At 39.8% G+C, this 15698-nt stretch carries 17 protein-coding genes; 8 read left to right on the top strand and 9 right to left on the bottom strand.

All coding sequences use genetic code 11. From position 1 onward, the window contains the following. Nucleotides 1–82: 82 nt before the first annotated feature. Nucleotides 83–1315 carry a sterol desaturase family protein gene (locus tag C427_RS23610; RefSeq protein ID WP_007636685.1) on the top strand — a complete coding sequence of 411 codons (1233 nt, stop codon included), beginning with the start codon at nucleotides 83–85 and terminating at the stop codon, nucleotides 1313–1315. Between the two features lie 87 nt (nucleotides 1316–1402). Further along, on the top strand, nucleotides 1403–1996 hold the full coding sequence (locus tag C427_RS23605; RefSeq protein WP_007636686.1) for a hypothetical protein: 594 nt from the start codon (nucleotides 1403–1405) through the stop codon (nucleotides 1994–1996). 133 nt (nucleotides 1997–2129) lie between these two features. Here C427_RS23605 and C427_RS23600 read toward each other — a convergent pair whose 3' ends face one another. The 3 genes from C427_RS23600 to C427_RS23590 all read right to left on the bottom strand — a co-directional run bounded on the left by C427_RS23600 (nucleotide 2130) and on the right by C427_RS23590 (nucleotide 3605). Next, on the bottom strand, nucleotides 2130–2474 hold the full coding sequence (locus C427_RS23600) for a DUF3703 domain-containing protein (protein WP_034898952.1): 345 nt from the start codon (nucleotides 2472–2474) through the stop codon (nucleotides 2130–2132). Nucleotides 2475–2628: 154 nt separating this feature from the next. Further along, the gene (locus C427_RS23595; protein WP_007636687.1) at nucleotides 2629–2925 is read right to left on the bottom strand and encodes a putative quinol monooxygenase; all 297 of its coding nucleotides are present in this window, start codon (nucleotides 2923–2925) and stop codon (nucleotides 2629–2631) included. A 161-nt stretch (nucleotides 2926–3086) separates the two neighbouring features. After that, entirely contained in the window at nucleotides 3087–3605 is a 519-nt protein-coding gene (locus tag C427_RS23590) for a hypothetical protein (protein WP_007636688.1), read from the bottom strand. A 586-nt stretch (nucleotides 3606–4191) separates the two neighbouring features. Here C427_RS23590 and C427_RS23585 point away from each other — a divergent pair. Beyond that, nucleotides 4192–4509 carry a DUF6482 family protein gene (locus C427_RS23585; protein WP_007636689.1) on the top strand — a complete coding sequence of 106 codons (318 nt, stop codon included), beginning with the start codon at nucleotides 4192–4194 and terminating at the stop codon, nucleotides 4507–4509. A 245-nt stretch (nucleotides 4510–4754) separates the two neighbouring features. Here C427_RS23585 and C427_RS23580 read toward each other — a convergent pair whose 3' ends face one another. Continuing rightward, nucleotides 4755–5255 (bottom strand): DUF6702 family protein, encoded by a 501-nt coding sequence (locus C427_RS23580; protein ID WP_007636693.1) that lies wholly within the window; start codon nucleotides 5253–5255, stop codon nucleotides 4755–4757. Next, a complete protein-coding gene (locus C427_RS23575) occupies nucleotides 5248–7722 on the bottom strand; it encodes a M1 family metallopeptidase (RefSeq protein WP_007636695.1) in 2475 nt (824 codons plus the stop codon). Before C427_RS23575 ends, C427_RS23580 begins: the two co-directional genes overlap by 8 nt. A gap of 272 nt (nucleotides 7723–7994) precedes the next feature. Between C427_RS23575 and proB the strand changes: the two genes are divergently transcribed. Then, nucleotides 7995–9089 carry a glutamate 5-kinase gene (proB, locus tag C427_RS23570; protein WP_007636696.1) on the top strand — a complete coding sequence of 365 codons (1095 nt, stop codon included), beginning with the start codon at nucleotides 7995–7997 and terminating at the stop codon, nucleotides 9087–9089. Nucleotides 9090–9133: 44 nt separating this feature from the next. Beyond that, nucleotides 9134–10384 carry a glutamate-5-semialdehyde dehydrogenase gene (locus C427_RS23565; protein ID WP_007636697.1) on the top strand — a complete coding sequence of 417 codons (1251 nt, stop codon included), beginning with the start codon at nucleotides 9134–9136 and terminating at the stop codon, nucleotides 10382–10384. A gap of 61 nt (nucleotides 10385–10445) precedes the next feature. On the opposite strand, the gene C427_RS23560 is transcribed toward C427_RS23565, so the two are convergent. Together C427_RS23560 and C427_RS23555 are read right to left on the bottom strand one after the other, a co-directional pair. Continuing rightward, a complete protein-coding gene (locus tag C427_RS23560) occupies nucleotides 10446–11135 on the bottom strand; it encodes a VIT1/CCC1 transporter family protein (protein WP_007636698.1) in 690 nt (229 codons plus the stop codon). A gap of 13 nt (nucleotides 11136–11148) precedes the next feature. Continuing rightward, complete coding sequence (locus C427_RS23555) at nucleotides 11149–11667, bottom strand: cytochrome b (protein WP_007636699.1); 519 nt, start codon at nucleotides 11665–11667, stop codon at nucleotides 11149–11151. Nucleotides 11668–11984: 317 nt separating this feature from the next. On the opposite strand from C427_RS23555, the gene C427_RS23550 reads away from it, so the two are divergent. Together C427_RS23550 and C427_RS23545 are read left to right on the top strand one after the other, a co-directional pair. Further along, entirely contained in the window at nucleotides 11985–12392 is a 408-nt protein-coding gene (locus tag C427_RS23550; RefSeq protein ID WP_007636700.1) for a GFA family protein, read from the top strand. 46 nt (nucleotides 12393–12438) lie between these two features. Then, entirely contained in the window at nucleotides 12439–12807 is a 369-nt protein-coding gene (locus C427_RS23545; protein WP_007636701.1) for a hypothetical protein, read from the top strand. A gap of 6 nt (nucleotides 12808–12813) precedes the next feature. On the opposite strand, the gene C427_RS23540 is transcribed toward C427_RS23545, so the two are convergent. Further along, on the bottom strand, nucleotides 12814–14280 hold the full coding sequence (locus tag C427_RS23540; RefSeq protein ID WP_007636703.1) for a M20 family peptidase: 1467 nt from the start codon (nucleotides 14278–14280) through the stop codon (nucleotides 12814–12816). A 73-nt stretch (nucleotides 14281–14353) separates the two neighbouring features. Between C427_RS23540 and C427_RS23535 the strand changes: the two genes are divergently transcribed. Beyond that, on the top strand, nucleotides 14354–15256 hold the full coding sequence (locus tag C427_RS23535) for a DMT family transporter (protein WP_007636704.1): 903 nt from the start codon (nucleotides 14354–14356) through the stop codon (nucleotides 15254–15256). Here the strand turns inward: C427_RS23535 and C427_RS23530 are convergent, their stop codons facing one another. Further along, entirely contained in the window at nucleotides 15257–15523 is a 267-nt protein-coding gene (locus C427_RS23530; RefSeq protein WP_007636706.1) for a hypothetical protein, read from the bottom strand. Between the last annotated feature and the right edge of the window lie 175 nt (nucleotides 15524–15698).

Here is a 15698-nt window from a genome sequence, read left to right as displayed (position 1 = left end):
TTGTATTCTTATATAGACTGTCAATTAATAGGCCATTAGACTAGATGTGTGACTTACCTACTTTAAGAAGCGTGGGAATAGTATGAATGTTATTTTATACGCAGTGCCCTTTTTTTTCCTCTTAATTTTAATCGAATTGTTGTTGGAAAAAAATAAAAGCACCGATTATTATCGTGTTAACGACAGTATTAATAGCTTGACCGCAGGTGTGTTGAGCAGAATGACGGGCGTTGTTAAGCAGTTATTGCCTCTCACAATTTATGTGGTCGCTTATGAGCAGTTGGCTATGTTTCAAATATCATCGAGTTGGTGGATGTGGGTGACTGCGTTTGTGCTTTATGATTTTTGTTATTATTGGAAACACCGCTTCGGTCACGAAACGAACATATTGTGGGCTGCTCACGTGGTGCATCACTCTAGTGAAGAATACAATTTGACCACGGCTTTACGACAAAGTGGTAGCAGCTTCTTCAGCTGGATTTTTTACTTACCTATGGCAATATTGGGTTTTGATCCTATTATGCTCATCACGGTGGGTTCATTAAACTTAATATATCAATTTTGGGTACACACCCGGCATATTCCTAAGCTAGGTTGGTATGAATGGGTGTTTGTAACCCCTTCTAATCACCGTGTGCACCATGCACAAAACCAAATCTATATAGACCGAAACTATGGTGGCGTATTTATTCTTTGGGACCGGTTGTTTGGCTCTTTTCAAGAAGAGTTGGATAGTGATAAACCCATTTATGGTATTCGAAAAGCATTAAAAAGCTGGAATCCACTGTGGGCGAACGTACATGTTTATGCGCAGTTAGGTAAAGATTGCTGGCATGCAAATCGTTGGCAAGACAAGCTACTCATCTGGTTTAAACGCACTGGTTGGCGACCTGCTGATGTTGAACAAAATTATCCTTTGAGTAAAGTTGATCTCACGCAATTTAGAAAATTTGATGTTTCGCTGTCTCTGACAAACAAATTTTACAGCCTAATACAGTATTCATTGTTGGTGTTTGTTGGTTTGTTACTGATGATGAATGTTTCTGCTTTTACGCTTGCAGAGCAAGTTCTGGTGGTGGGTTTTGTTCTTTATGGCAGTATTTCTGCTGGTTTGGTTTTGGAAAATAACCCCTTAGCTATTAATTTAGAATGGATAAAATACTCTTTAATCATGGTAACTCTGGTGGTTTATACGTTACCGGTATGGATTGAATGGACCCTAGGAGTAAGCATACTGATTAACGGATTATTGTTGTTATTTAGGAAGGCAGATATTATTAATGCAACAGGGCCGATGGTAGAGGCTAGTAATTGAAATAATATTATCGCGATGAATTCGTTAACATATTTAAACCAGTAAGCATTTTATGAATAGTCAAAAAACCAATAAGAAGAATAACAAATGAATATACAAAAATGGCTCTTAGTTTCCTTTATTCTTACCAGTAATGCAGCCTTTGCCAGCCAAGCCCCTTTGGTATCAATACCTACACATGATGCTTTTTTCTCTAATCTTGCGCAGCACTGTGGTAAGGCTTTTGAAGGAAAAGTGGCGGTAGATAACCAGCCTAGTCCCGCATTCGATGCAAAATTAGTAATGTTTGTACGCAAATGTGATCAAGCTGAATTACAAATACCCTTCTATGTGGGAGACAATGCATCGCGTACTTGGATAATTAAAAAAACGGGTAGCGGTTTAAGTCTAAAACATGATCACCGACATAAAGATGGTACTGATGACTCAGTGACTATGTATGGTGGGCATACACAGGACGCTGGTTACAACCAAATCCAATCTTTTCCTGTTGACCAATACTCAAAAGAATTATTCGCTCAGCAAGGTCTGCCGCAATCTATCACCAACACTTGGCAAATCTATATTTATCCAGAAATGTTTACGTACCGCTTAGTGCGAGAAGGTAGAGAGTTTAGAGTGGATTTTGATTTAACCAAGCCAATACCAACACCTGCCGCTCCTTGGGGATATGAAGATTAGGCGCTTGGTTTTATCAGGGAGCTAGTTGATTTTTTATCTAGGACTTTAACCCCTAAAACGGGCAGGAAATGCTGTTTGAATAGTGGGAGCTACGAAAATAGACCACTTAACTTTGTCCCGTTTTAAATTCTGGTTATGTTTTCTTTTCCAAAAAAATCTTTAAATCGTCCGGTATTGACATCGATTTAAATGGATTTACATCCGTTCCTCCGGTGTTACCTGACGGAACCCAGATCTTAGAAAATAGTATTGAAGCGATAATTCTTGTCACTTGACCCAATACCTCTTTGAAATTACGTTTCCTGAAACCGACTTTCAACATCCACCAATGTGATTTTGTATGAGGGATGATAAATAACTGACCAAGAATATGAGCTCGTTCAAGATGATAAAATGCAGAGTCCAGCTGATTCTTTTTATATAAACGAATAGCTTTATGCATTTCTGAACAGAACACTTCTTTTAATGGTTGTTGCATTGCTCACCTTGTATCAATAAAACGTTATATTTTAGAAAATTGCGGGATACCTCATGTTGCGTTCGCAAACGACTCAGTAATAGGCGAAAATTAGCAAGGCACAAGCAAGACCCATTATTTTTAGTCCTGCTTAATTGCCTCGTTTGTTAACTACTTATTTTACAATCACTTTTGTTAACTTTGATATTTCAACTGAATCTAGCATTTCACCAATCACACTAAAACATTCTTTAATATGCGATGACTTTTGATGTGCTTCTAAATCTTTTTCTGATTCCCAATTTTCATGAAACATAAAAATTGTATCGTTCTCATTGTCCACATGCAGATCGTAATTTATACAACCACGCTCATTTTGAGTAGGAATAACAATTTTAGATAATTCAGATAACACCGTTTCTTTGTGCTTTTCTTTAGCGGTAATTTTTGCAACACAGGTCAATATTTTCATAATAATCCTTGGTAGTTCATTAAATTGAGTGAAATAGATAATGCCACATTAAATGGCAAATAATAGCTGGCTAAGATGAGGAACGAGTTGAAAACTGGCAGTAATACAGTATCTGTTATAGGTTCGATTTTTTTAGTTTGAAGTTCGTGCGAGCTAATTTTCTAGTCTCTTAATATTGAAAAATTAACTGCATTGATTTTCCAACCATTACCCGTATTTACAAGTTGCCAGTTCTCTTTTCCTGAATTACTTTTTCTGTCGCCATCATAGAATATGTAATCAAAATATATTGTAGCTACCTCACCATCACTAACGATTTTCACATTAGATATTTCTTCTCTCGGGTGTTTAGTACTATCTATAATAGAGTCTATGAATATTTCAGGTGTGCTGTGTCTATATTTGGCTGGTTCACGGAATTTATTCCCAATTTGACGCTTTAACCCTTTACCTTCTTTTGAATTGGCCCACTTTAATTCTTTTTCAAAATCATTTGTAGTGTGCACGCCAATCCAAGACACTGTGCCGTCTAAAAATAGACTCAAAAATTTACTTTTATTTTTGTTGATTATCGCACTCTCGAATGATTTTACTATCTCATTGAGAGCTTGCTCATTGTTGTTAGCTATTGCAGATTTTGAAATTAACAAAATAAACATAAACAGCATAAATTTTTTCATAACATCTCCATGTCGATTAAAGTAGCTATCACTTTGCATATAATAGCTTAGCTAGTTAGAAGCTTTTTTGTGTTTTGCAAGAAAGTAATCTGCTTGCGGAATCAGGTTTGATGTGTTTGTTATACCTTTTATATTCGTTGACTCGTTTAATTAATTCAGCATCTCTTTTTATGAGCTTTTCAAAAAGATCATGGCTTTACGCATCTTTGCCATTGTTAAACCAAGCCTGTGATAGGTTAATTATTAGTATCCCTGAAACTCCGTATAAACCTGTTTTGAATGGGTTGTATACCCTGTATCTAATTGTTTACTTGATTCATACTATAGGAGTTTATGATTGTTGCAAAGGTGGGCTGAAAGACTAATCTGTGGAAGATGTTTTGATTACCTGCTTATTATTCATTACGTCGATTTTTGGCTGCCTTGAATTATTATTATAGCCTACTGTTAGTTTTAATTAGGCAGTTAAACGATAAACCTCTGCTTTGTCGGCAACATATTCACAGCTATATACTCTTAAATTTTTTAGCTGAACCAATTCATTCATGATTACGTATTCAGCTTACTAATTGGTTTTTTAAGAGCAATGTCTGTGCAGCAAACTAAATTTTGGATTAAAGATATTGAGTCGCGTTCTATTACTGTGGATATGCTCACTGTGTGTTCTTACGAGATGAATGTATACCTAGTTAAGCTCACCATTGGTGACATCACTGGTTTGGTATACGAAGGTGATAGCCCTAAACGTTTTCATAGCTCGCAGTTCATCCGTGATGCGTTTGACAGCTGTAATATATTAGCCGCGCAAATGCTCCACGAATCGCCTTATGACGAGATGATAGGTAACCCTGAATCAGTGCAACGTGCTTGTACACTACCTTTTTCTATGGGCCAGCCTTACTAGGTGGTTGTGCTAGATAAGACGTAAAAGTTTAAATATTATTTTTAGCATTATGGATAATCAAGTACGCATAATAAGCGCCCATGACTACCACTATACCAAGAATAGAGCCCCAAGCCACTGGGTCGTGCAGTATTAAATCCCACATAATGATTCACCTCTGTTAGATAACTTCATAATCGAGGTGATTTTAGGTGATGTTCATTAGCCTATATTGATCTAGATCAGCTTTGTTGCAAAGTAATGATTCAGTGTTCGAACGTGAGTTTTAGTAATTCAACTGAATCGGTAAAAGTCAGTGTTTGTAATTTTCCTTTACCCTCAACATTAATAGTATTGACCTGCTCAGGCCAAAGATCACGCAGTGCGTCATGACGTATTGTCATGTTGTCTATTTTGGTAGGTTGTGTTGTTTCTTGATAAACCCAGAAAAATTTGCCATCTAATTCAACCCCTACCATTTTTAGTGGAAGTGATTGTTTATCACTATCAAATAAACTAAAGCGTTGATTAACATACTCGCCAAACTGTTCTTGAGTCTTTTTTGAGTCGATGATATCTGCATCTTTACCCAATATTTCTCTTACTGCATGTTCAGCGTCATGCACCCTAAAACGGTGCATGATTTCGATATTCTCGGTACGCGGATTAAACAAAACAGTGCTAATAGCTGACTTTTGTTGGTGAGCTGAAAGTGAGAACGCTGCAAACAGCAGCGCTCCTACTAAGTAATTAACGATTTTATTCATCGTTATCTTTTTCATCTTCTTCGATGTCACTGTCTTCTTTCAGCTCAGTTTTAATATCTTGCATGATATCGCGAGATACTTTCTGGGTACTCTTTTTCTTTTTATAGGCTTCGATACGTGACGGGATAATTTGACGCGGGTAATGGTTATTGCTTATATCGACGTCGGCTGTTTCCCAACGTGGATCAACCGTAACACTAACCAATTCTTTATCTTTGTCAGTGATTATCATTTTATTCACTGCTTCAGGTGTACGGCGCCAAATTTCTGCAGGGATATATTGATTTTCCATGCTGCCGTCAGCAAAAGTAAGTTCTAAGATAATCGGCATCACCAAACCACCTTTATTAGAAAACTCTAACACGTAGTAGTTTTTGTCTTCTTTTACGGCGCGTTCAAAAGCTGTCTTTTCCCAAGGTTTCAAGTCCTTCAGGAATTTTTTATATTTGTTACGCTCTTTATTGGTCACTGTAAAGCGATCGTTTTCGTCATAAAAGTCAGTTATGTCAGGGAAACGCTCGACCCAAAGTTTTTTGCCTTCGGCACTATTTCGCTCATCAGTGAAAGACATAGGCTTGTCTAGTTCTTCTTGGCGTAAGCGATTGAAGTCAATATCTGGGTCTTTAGTATCCATGCGCAGTTTTGAAATTTTATCTAACGAAATATCCACATGATCAGTGCTATAAAACCAACCTCTCCAGAACCAATCTAAATCAACACCTGAAGCTTCTTCCATGGTGCGGAAAAAGTCTGAAGGTGTAGGACGTTTGTATTTCCAGCGCTGTGCGTATTCTTTAAAAGCAAAATCAAATAACTCACGGCCTAAAATAGTTTCGCGCAAAATATTTAATGCCGCAGCAGGTTTAGTATAAGCATTAGGACCTAAACGCAACACACTATCTGACTGAGTCATAATAGGTACTTGATTAGACGACTTCATATAGCTCACGATATCGCGCGGCTCTACGCCCCAAGGAATAGTTGGATCCCATTCACGACCTGCTACACCGTCTAAAAAGCTGTTGAGGCCTTCATCCATCCAAGTCCATTGACGTTCGTCTGAGTTGACGATCATAGGAAAATAAATATGCCCCACTTCGTGGATAACCACACCCACTAAGAAACGCTTTTCTGCCTGTGAATAGGTACGGCTACCATCGTCTTGTAATTCAGTGCGAGGGCCATTGAAGGTGATCATCGGGTATTCCATGCCACCTACAGGGCCGTTAACCGATTGCGCCACGGGATAAGGATAATCAAAAGAAAAACGGCTATACACTTCTAAGGTTTGGATCACGGCTTCAGTAGAATATTTCTTCCATAAATCGCCCCCTTCTTTAGGATAAAAAGACATAGCCATAACAAGAGGTTGGTCGTTACCACCTTGTTGATGTCCTCGGGCATCCCACATGAATTTACGTGATGAAGCCCATGCTACGTCTCTGACGTTTTCAGCTCTAAATTTCCACGTTTTAAATTTATCTGTACCTTCTTTTTCGTTTTCTAAAGCTTCCTCTTCAGTCACGACAAATACTGTACGAGCCGCTTTTTCTGCTTCTTTTAAGCGTTTGCGTTGAGTCGAGGTTAATACGTCTTTAGGATTTTGTAATGCACCTGTTGAACTAACAATATGATCTGCAGGTACAGTTAACTCCAGGTCGTAGTTACCAAACTCTAAGGTAAATTCACCACGCCCAAGAAATTCTTTGTTTGTCCAAGCTTCATAATCGGTGTAAGCATGCAAACGTGGAAACCACTGAGCAAGCAAGAATATATCGTTGCCTCCATTGCCACCTTTGCGCTCGTCGTCAGGAAAGTGCTCGTAACCTGAACGAGCTGAGACTGCATCTTCTTCCACTATATTAAAGGCGTAATCGATACTAAATTCGACTTTTTTACCTGGCTTAAGATGAGTCGGTAAGTCGATACGCATGTTGGTACCCACAATCGTATGTTTCAGGGTTTTGCCATTTGTATCTTTAACCGATTGGATGTCATAACCCAATACATTATCGCTAGTAAACTGTTGGCGACGTAAGGCACCTAAACTGAGTTTTGCTGGCTCACTGTTAGAGGCTGATGATGATGCTGGTCCACGATTACTGGACCCACCAAAATCGGTTGTCATAGCTGACATCGAGTCATTGCGGAAAACGTTTTGATCCAATTGCATCCACAAGTACTTAAGCGTATCGGGCGAATTATTGTGATATGTGATGACTTGGCTAGCTTCTATTCGACGCTTTTCTTCGTCTAACTTCGCTTTGATTTTATAGTCTACCTGTTGCTGCCAATATTCGTGTCCGGGTTCGCCTGCAGCGTTACGGTATACGTTAGGGGTCGGTAGTGATTCGTCTAATTGGCGAAACTTATCTTCAAAGTTGCCCTTAGTTTGATTTATCGCTGCATTTGCCGAGCCAATAGTCGCAAACGTCAGCACTGCTATAGTGATGAGTTTATTAAACATTGTATTCCCTGATTGTGGTAAGTATTCATGTTCGAGCCAATATGTAGTATTTTTATAACCCGTAGCTATATTTTATTATAATCTTGAGGGTAATTCTTACTTAAAGTAACCCGTATTATGACCGATTGGTCTCAATTTTCTTTCATAATCGTTATTTTAGAAAGAATTAGCCCGTCAACAGATGATCTTTTAGATCATCGCTTATAATTACAATGGCTTGTTTCTGTTTTATTTTATCGTACTCTAAACACGATAAAATCGCGAGGTAAGGTATGTTTAAGGTTAATTGGAAACGAGCAGTGATTAAAGTGGGTAGCAGCCTAATTGCGCCAAATAATCAATGTAGTCAGGTGTACCTAAGGCCTATTGCCCAATTTATTAGCGATAGTCGTAAACAAGGAAAAGAAGTGATTTTGGTTTCTTCAGGCAGTGTTGCCGCTGGAAAGGGTAAAATAGCGTTTAAACACCATCCCTCAATTGTAGAAAAACAAGCCATGGCAGCGATTGGACAAACACAAATGATGGCAAATTGGGCAAGCTTATTTGATTTCGATTGCGCACAGATATTGCTAACGTCTGATGATTTACATAATCGTACCCGTTACGTCAATATTAAAAATACCCTGCGAGAATTGCTAAAAAATAACGCGTTACCCATCGTTAACGAAAATGACACAGTGGCAATTAACGAGCTAAAAGTGGGCGACAATGATAATCTGGCAGCCTATACCGCGCTTGTGGCAGAAGCAGATACCCTGATTATTTGTTCTGATATTAACGGCTTATATGACGCTGACCCTAGAAGCAATACGCATGCTAAGTTAATACCTGAAGTGGATGTTATTGATGACAGCGTTTACCGTTTAGCTGGTGGTGCGGGCAGTACCATGGGCACGGGTGGTATGCATACTAAACTTCAAGCAGCACAAAAATGTGTGGATTCAGGGATCCAGACTTTGATTGTAAATGGCCGTGACCCAACAGTATTCGAAGAATTGGCGAAAGGAAATTCTCCAGGTACCTTATTCAATCCCAATAAGAGTTTAGATAACGCTCGTGACAACTGGTTAAGACACACTTTAAAAGTGAAAGGGTCTATCGAAATTGACGACGGAGCTCAACACGCTTTATTAGAAAATGGCGCATCCCTATTACCCTCTGGTATTATAGAGGTCAATGGACGGTTTTTGTCTGGTGAAGCGGTTAATATTATCTACAAGGACAACGCTATTGCCAAAGGTATTGTTTTGTATAGCGCAACGGACTTAACATCAATCAAGGGTTTAAACAGCCAAAAAATCGAAGCCACTTTAGGCTACTCTTTGGGTGAAACAGTCATCCATCGTGATGACTTAGTGCTGCTATAAACATCTAATCTTTAGATTAAATTTTTTACATAAGGATCAACAACATGAGTTTCTCAATTGCCGAAGCGGCACTAAAAGCCAAGAAGGCAGCTCGCCAAGTCGCTAACTTAACAGCGAAGCAAAAAAATCAGCTTCTAACTGATATAGCCGAAGCGCTTATAGCTAATACTGATAGCATCTTAGTCGCTAATGTTAAGGACCTAGACGCAGCTAAAGAAAACAACTTAGACGCAGCCATGCTTGACCGATTAGCACTTGACCCAGAGCGGATTAAAAGCATTGCTGATGCCGTGATCGAGATTGCAGGTCAAGCTGATCCGGTAGGCAATATTGCTAATATCCAGCGTATGCCAAGCGGTATTCAAGTGGGCAAAATGCGTATTCCGTTAGGCGTGATTGCGATGATTTACGAATCACGACCTAATGTGACCATCGATGCTGCTGCGTTATGCATAAAAGCAGGTAATGCCGTGATTTTACGGGGTGGTAAAGAAGCCATACATTCAAATCTAGCCTTGGCTGAATGCATTGAAATTGCCCTAGCCAAACAGCAACTCGATCCTGCAGCTGTGGTAGTTGTGCCTGATACAGACCGTGCCGTGATGAATGAGTTGATGACACTAGATGAATCCATTGATTTGATTATCCCTAGAGGCGGCGAAGGGCTAATTCGTTTTGTATGCGAAAATAGCCGTATCCCTGTAATCCAGCATTACAAAGGGGTGTGCCATTTATACGTAGACAGCGCAGCTGACGAAGTGAAGGCGTTGAATATACTTAAAAATGGTAAAACGCAGCGTACCGGCGTATGTAACTCTTTAGAAACATTATTAGTACATCAAGATGTTGCAGCAACGTTTCTGCCTAAAGCGGCGGCATTATTAGCCGAATACAACACTGTTATTCACGCTTGTGAAAACAGCATCGATTATTTCAGTGGTGCACAAGTCGCGACCGAAGAAGATTGGCATGCAGAATACTTAGCTATGGAAATAGCAGTGAAAGTCGTCGCTGATTTTGAGCTAGCAATTGAACATATTGAAGAATATAGCTCAGGGCATACAGAAGTTATTGTGAGCCAAGATTATTCTAAAACCCAAGCTTTTATCCGCCGGATTAACTCTGCAGTGGTCATGGCAAATGCTTCATCACGTTTCTCTGATGGCGGCCAGTTAGGTTTAGGTGCTGAAATTGGTATCTCTACCAGCAAATTACACGCTTATGGGCCAATGGGCGCAGAATCCCTCACCACGGAAAAATTTATCGTGATGGGCGATGGCGAAGTGCGTGACTAATTAGGGAGTATTCGGCCCGTTACTTTTGATATTAAGTAACGGGTATTATCTTTACAAGTGACTATATACTCACGTCAAATAGACTGCCCACCCCCATTGATACTGCCATCGCTAAACTACCCCAGAATAACACTCGTATTGCGCCTTTAGTTTTAGAGGCTCCACCAGCGTGAGCTGATATGCTGCCTAAAACAACAAGCGACAATAGTGAAATACAGATGACGGCTGGCATTAATGCCGCCTGGCTAACCAGTAATATCATCATCACCGGTAATGAGGCCCCTGCTGAGAAAGACAGCGCAGAATATACCGCTGCCTGTAGTGGATTACCTTGGGATAAGTCGGTTATTCCTAGTTCGTCTCTAGCGTGGCTGCCTATGGCATCTTTTTCCATTAATTGTTCGGCAACTTGTTTGGCTAACTGTGGCTCAACACCTCTTTCGTGGTAAATGTTAGCTAACTCTTCTACTTCTAGCGCCCAGTTCTGTTGAATGTGACTTTTTTCTAGTGCCAGTTCCGCTTTTTCAATATCAGTTTGAGAACTAACAGATACATATTCACCCGCGGCCATCGACATAGCACCTGCCACTAAACCTGCCATACCCACGGTGAATAAGTTATCGCCAGCCGCCTGCGAAGCGGCTACGGCAATAATTAAGCTCGCAGTCGACACTATGCCGTCGTTGGCACCTAATACTACGGCTCGTATCCAACTTATACGCTCCGACTTGTGTTCATGATTGTATTCCACTTTATTCCTTAAATCACAACATACGTTTTAGGGTGTCATCTTTTTTAATATAATGATGACCCAAAGCTGCAATGGCATGCAGGGCAATTAAGCCATAGCCAACTTTACCCAAGGTTTCATGTATTTCTTCAATGTCGTGGGCAAGATCTTTATTTGTATCGAGAAGAGACGGTAATTCAAAGCCCAGTATATTAATAATATGCCCTTCGGAACTGACGATAGACCAACCCAAAAGGGGCATGACGATCATTAAAGCGTAGAGTGCAAAAAACACAAATTTTGATAAGTAAGTTTGAAATTTACCATAGCTTTCGCGGCTTGGAGTTTCGGTGACAACTCGCGCTAAAATGCGCAACCACACCACTACAAAAACCGAAAGTCCTAACAAAAAATGTACAGTTTTAATCAGTTCGCGATCTTCTGAGCCACGTGGAAATATAACGCGTAGCTCAATAGTAGAATAAACACCTATAAACATTTGCACCATTAACCAATGTAACCATACTGACACAGCAGCGTATCTGTTTTGCATTTATATCTCTCATGAACTTGTTTAAAAAAGCGTAGTTTTGGTAATTTATTATACTTTGGCTCGCTACTTTCCGCTTGCATATTATTCCAATTCTAAAATTGTATGGCGATGGAGTCACCTTGTCCTTTCAATGTCTGGTATTATTTTAACGAGGTTGGATTGAGTGAAGCCAGTAGTTAATTTGAAATGCTGCAAAGCTCAATTAACGCTAAGCAAATTGGCTCAAAAGGTAATTTTACTTCAGGTAAAATAGGTAGGCTAGTTTCACTCTTCATCTAACCCAGTAGGCTTAGTCTCAGATTAATTTAGGAGAACACATGAGCGATAAGATCTTTGGAAGCTGCCTTTGTGGCGCTGTTACTTATAAAGTGGTGAATGATTTCAAACGTTTCTATTTTTGCCACTGTGGACAATGTCAAAAAATTACTGGATCGGCGCATGCGGCTAATTTAATTACTGAGCCTGACGCCATAAAATGGACGGCAGGCGAAGTACATAAAAAACAATTCAACTATCCAGACCGTGATTTTACCGTAGTGTTTTGCACTGAATGTGGCTCGGGCCTGCCTTTTGTGACTAAAAGTGGCAAAGCCTTGATTGTGCCTGCAGGCAGTTTAGATGCTCGGCAAAATATTGAACCCAATTACAATATTTTTTGGGCTGAACGGGCTAGCTGGTATGATGACGGTAAACAGGCAAATCAGTGTGATGGTTTTCCAAACTAGTCGGCCTAGCTGATAAATAATACAACTCAACCAAGTGGATAAAACAATGAAAAAAATGACCCTTAGTTATGGACTCGATTGGTTAATGGCTGTTTTTGCATTGTTAGCATCACTCGCAGTGTTGCAAACCTTTATTATCGGTAAACACTTTATTATCCCAACTGTATTGTTAATTGTAACGGTTTTCATCGGCAATTTAGCTTGGTATGGACTAAAGCAAGTGAAGTGGGCCCAATATATAAATTTTTGGTGCGGTTTTATGCTTACTAGCCATTGCTTTTTCGCCCTGTTTTGGGCGAAAAAGTATCGAGCGTTGCTGGGCGATCTATTCGAACCTGTTACTATTATCTTTACTTTATTCCTGCTAACGTTAACTTGGTTTTACGCTCGTAAAAATCAGTTGTTTAGTCATTAAATGTTACTAAGGTGAGGCTCCTGCCGACTGCTCCAACATCGCATAATAAAATTGGATGGCGTTGAAATAGTCTTTAACAGTGATTTGCTCATTCAGCCCGTGGAACTGTTTTAGTGTGTCTGAGTTGAGTGAGACCATCATAAAGCGATAAATATTATCTGATAGTGCCTGAAAATGCCTTGAATCTGTTGCGCCTAATACTAGGTAGGGCGTGATAAGCACATTGTCGTCCAAACGTCTGATTGAGCTTTCGATTAGCTTAAAACCAATATTATCGGTGGGTGATACTGCTGATGCTTCGTTGGCCAGTTCAGTAGATAGTACCACTCGAGAGTCATCGATTACGCGTTCAAGGTGCGCTTGAACACTGTCTATGGTATCGCCGGGTAATATTCTAAAATTCACCACTGCGGTTGCAATAGTAGGGAGTACGTTTGACTTAGTGCTGCCTTGTAACATAGTGACGGCTGTTGTAGTGCGCGCGCTTGCTGCTGAGCTGGGGCTTTTAAGAAGTTTGCTAAGTACTAATGGTTCAAATAACCATAAGTTAGCCAGAGGTAAACGTTGGGATAACGGCATCGAATAACCAATGTTATCGAACATCAATTCAAAAAACTCAGTTCGTGCATCAAACGGGTTGTTCTCTATATTCACTATGGCACTGGCTAAAATGCCCGCTGCAGTATGTGCTGGTGGTTGTGATGAATGTCCACCCTCAGCATTCACGCTAAGCTTAAAATTCACAAAGCCTTTTTCGGCCACGCCAATTAGGGCTATGGGTTGAGTTGTACCGGGAATAATACCGTCGGTAATCACGCCCCCTTCGTCTAAGATAAATTCAAACTGGATACCTTGCTCAACAAAATATTTGGCTATCGCTTTTGCACCTTCGCCGCCTGCCTCTTCATCGTGACCAAAGGCAAAATAGATATCTCTTTGTGGTATTTTATTGTTTGCTAAAAACCACTCTAAGGACTCCATTAGTGCCAGCACACTGACCTTGTCGTCTATTGCACCTCTACCCCAAATCACCCCGTCCACTACTTTTCCGCCAAATGGCGGTTGTAACCATTGGTCTTTAGTTTGCTCATCAACCGGCACCACATCCATATGCCCCATAAAAAGTGCAGGTTTGAGCTGTGGATTTTGACCCTTTAGACGGTAAACCATGCTGTAATCATTGAACTTGGTAAGCTTTGTTTGTGCATGTACTAATGGAAAAGACTGGGCTAAATGTTGGTGGAACGCTTGAAATGCTGAGTGATCAAGCTTGCTGGATTCGTCATAGGAAATGGTGGGGATTTGTAGCGCTTGACTAAATCTGTCGATTGCTGCATTTTCGTCTAATGTAATTAGAGTTAAAGACTCTGTGACCTGATACTGATTGTTTTCAAAAGTAGTGGTCGCACGAAAGACCACGATAACTAATAACACACAGACAAAAGTAGCGATGGATAGCAGTATTTTTTTCATAAACGAATCACTTATAGGGCTTTACTGGGTAAACTTGCCACTAGTATAACCTTTCATCAAGAGTAATAAACCGTTGTCTAACCCTGTCCTTTTTTCTGTAGTAGTGCTTATCTGGGGTTCCACTTGGCTGGCCATCACTTATCAATTTGGTGAAGTCGACCCTGTGCTTTCGGTCGCATATCGTTTCTTGATTGCTGCCATTATCCTGTTTACCTATTGCAAAATTAAAAATTTATCGTTACACCTACCTAGGCATATCCATATTAAAATGGCCGGTGTGGGGTTATGTTTATATACTCTTGATTACACCCTTTTATATCAAAGCCAACAATATATCATTAGCGCGATTGTGGCGTTAATGAGCTCAGGTATGGTGTATGTGAATGTTTTACTACGACGTGTTCTATTAAATAAACCTATTCGTAAAGAAGTCATGATAGGCGCAACCTTGGGTATGTTTGGTATAGGCTTAATATTCTTGCCTGAATTTGCTAAGGTCAGTGCTAATCAATATCTGTTATTAGGCATTAGTTTTGCATTGGCCTCGTTCTTTTTTGCTTCTATGGGCAATGTCATCTCTGAGTTGATCCTTGACCATGGCACACCTGTCATTCAAATGAATTTTTGGGCCATGAGTTATGGTGTTGTGTTTATTTTCACCGCGGCCATGTTTAACGGCGCTGAATTTACGATCCCTACCAATCCTCATTACTATTACTCGATGCTTTATTTGTCGGTGTTTGGTTCGGTTTTGGCGTTTGGAAGTTATATGCAACTGGTCAAACAAATGGGCTCAGACAAAGCCGCATATGTTGTGTTGGTTTATCCCATTATTGCCTTGATATTATCTACTGTGTTTGAAGGTTATCAATGGCATTTAGAGGCATTTATTGGTGTGGCAGTCGTGTTATTAGGAAATGCTGTTGCTATGGGTAAACTACAATTGCCATTTAACAAGCGTAAGCAAAAAGCTTAATCAGAGCTGATTAAGCTTTTTATTTAATTCATAGCTAGGTTCAGTGACAATTTTTTCCAATACTTGCACTCTTTCTATCAATTGTTTAATCAGTAAATCTTTATCATCCTGACTGTCTGCGGCTTTTGGTGTCGGCGTAAAAGGATTACTGCAACGGCCATTTATCCAGCTTGATAATTGCCAGCCTTTTTTGTGATCTAACCAACAAATTGTCAGATAAATCGCGGCAAGAGAAGATAATAAAATGATAATTTTAAGGGGATCCATAAGTGACTCCTAAGTCATGTGTTAGCAGTGGGATAAAGGTTCATGGACTATTTTCATTTACCTTTAAACCTATAGTCTTGGGTAACAAAAACTTATTACAACAAATGTGTAATATTTTTATTTAAATGCAGACTATTGTACTGAACCTACAATTTTGACGTTCGCTTTTAGGGAA

Source organism: Paraglaciecola psychrophila 170 (assembly GCF_000347635.1).
In the GTDB taxonomy this organism is placed as follows: Bacteria; Pseudomonadota; Gammaproteobacteria; order Enterobacterales; family Alteromonadaceae; genus Paraglaciecola; species Paraglaciecola psychrophila.
This window is presented reverse-complemented; position numbering and strand designations above follow the sequence as displayed.

Coding starts and splice junctions, on each gene's coding strand:
- C427_RS23555 (WP_007636699.1), bottom strand. CDS start 11,667: ATGCAAAACAGATACGCTGCTGTGTCAGTATGGTTACATTGGTTAATG.
- C427_RS23595 (WP_007636687.1), bottom strand. CDS start 2,925: ATGAAAATATTGACCTGTGTTGCAAAAATTACCGCTAAAGAAAAGCAC.
- C427_RS23540 (WP_007636703.1), bottom strand. CDS start 14,280: ATGAAAAAAATACTGCTATCCATCGCTACTTTTGTCTGTGTGTTATTA.
- C427_RS23590 (WP_007636688.1), bottom strand. CDS start 3,605: ATGAAAAAATTTATGCTGTTTATGTTTATTTTGTTAATTTCAAAATCT.
- C427_RS23550 (WP_007636700.1), top strand. CDS start 11,985: ATGAGCGATAAGATCTTTGGAAGCTGCCTTTGTGGCGCTGTTACTTAT.
- C427_RS23585 (WP_007636689.1), top strand. CDS start 4,192: ATGTCTGTGCAGCAAACTAAATTTTGGATTAAAGATATTGAGTCGCGT.
- C427_RS23605 (WP_007636686.1), top strand. CDS start 1,403: ATGAATATACAAAAATGGCTCTTAGTTTCCTTTATTCTTACCAGTAAT.
- C427_RS23565 (WP_007636697.1), top strand. CDS start 9,134: ATGAGTTTCTCAATTGCCGAAGCGGCACTAAAAGCCAAGAAGGCAGCT.
- proB (WP_007636696.1), top strand. CDS start 7,995: ATGTTTAAGGTTAATTGGAAACGAGCAGTGATTAAAGTGGGTAGCAGC.
- C427_RS23530 (WP_007636706.1), bottom strand. CDS start 15,523: ATGGATCCCCTTAAAATTATCATTTTATTATCTTCTCTTGCCGCGATT.
- C427_RS23600 (WP_034898952.1), bottom strand. CDS start 2,474: ATGCAACAACCATTAAAAGAAGTGTTCTGTTCAGAAATGCATAAAGCT.
- C427_RS23575 (WP_007636695.1), bottom strand. CDS start 7,722: ATGTTTAATAAACTCATCACTATAGCAGTGCTGACGTTTGCGACTATT.
- C427_RS23610 (WP_007636685.1), top strand. CDS start 83: ATGAATGTTATTTTATACGCAGTGCCCTTTTTTTTCCTCTTAATTTTA.
- C427_RS23580 (WP_007636693.1), bottom strand. CDS start 5,255: ATGAATAAAATCGTTAATTACTTAGTAGGAGCGCTGCTGTTTGCAGCG.
- C427_RS23545 (WP_007636701.1), top strand. CDS start 12,439: ATGAAAAAAATGACCCTTAGTTATGGACTCGATTGGTTAATGGCTGTT.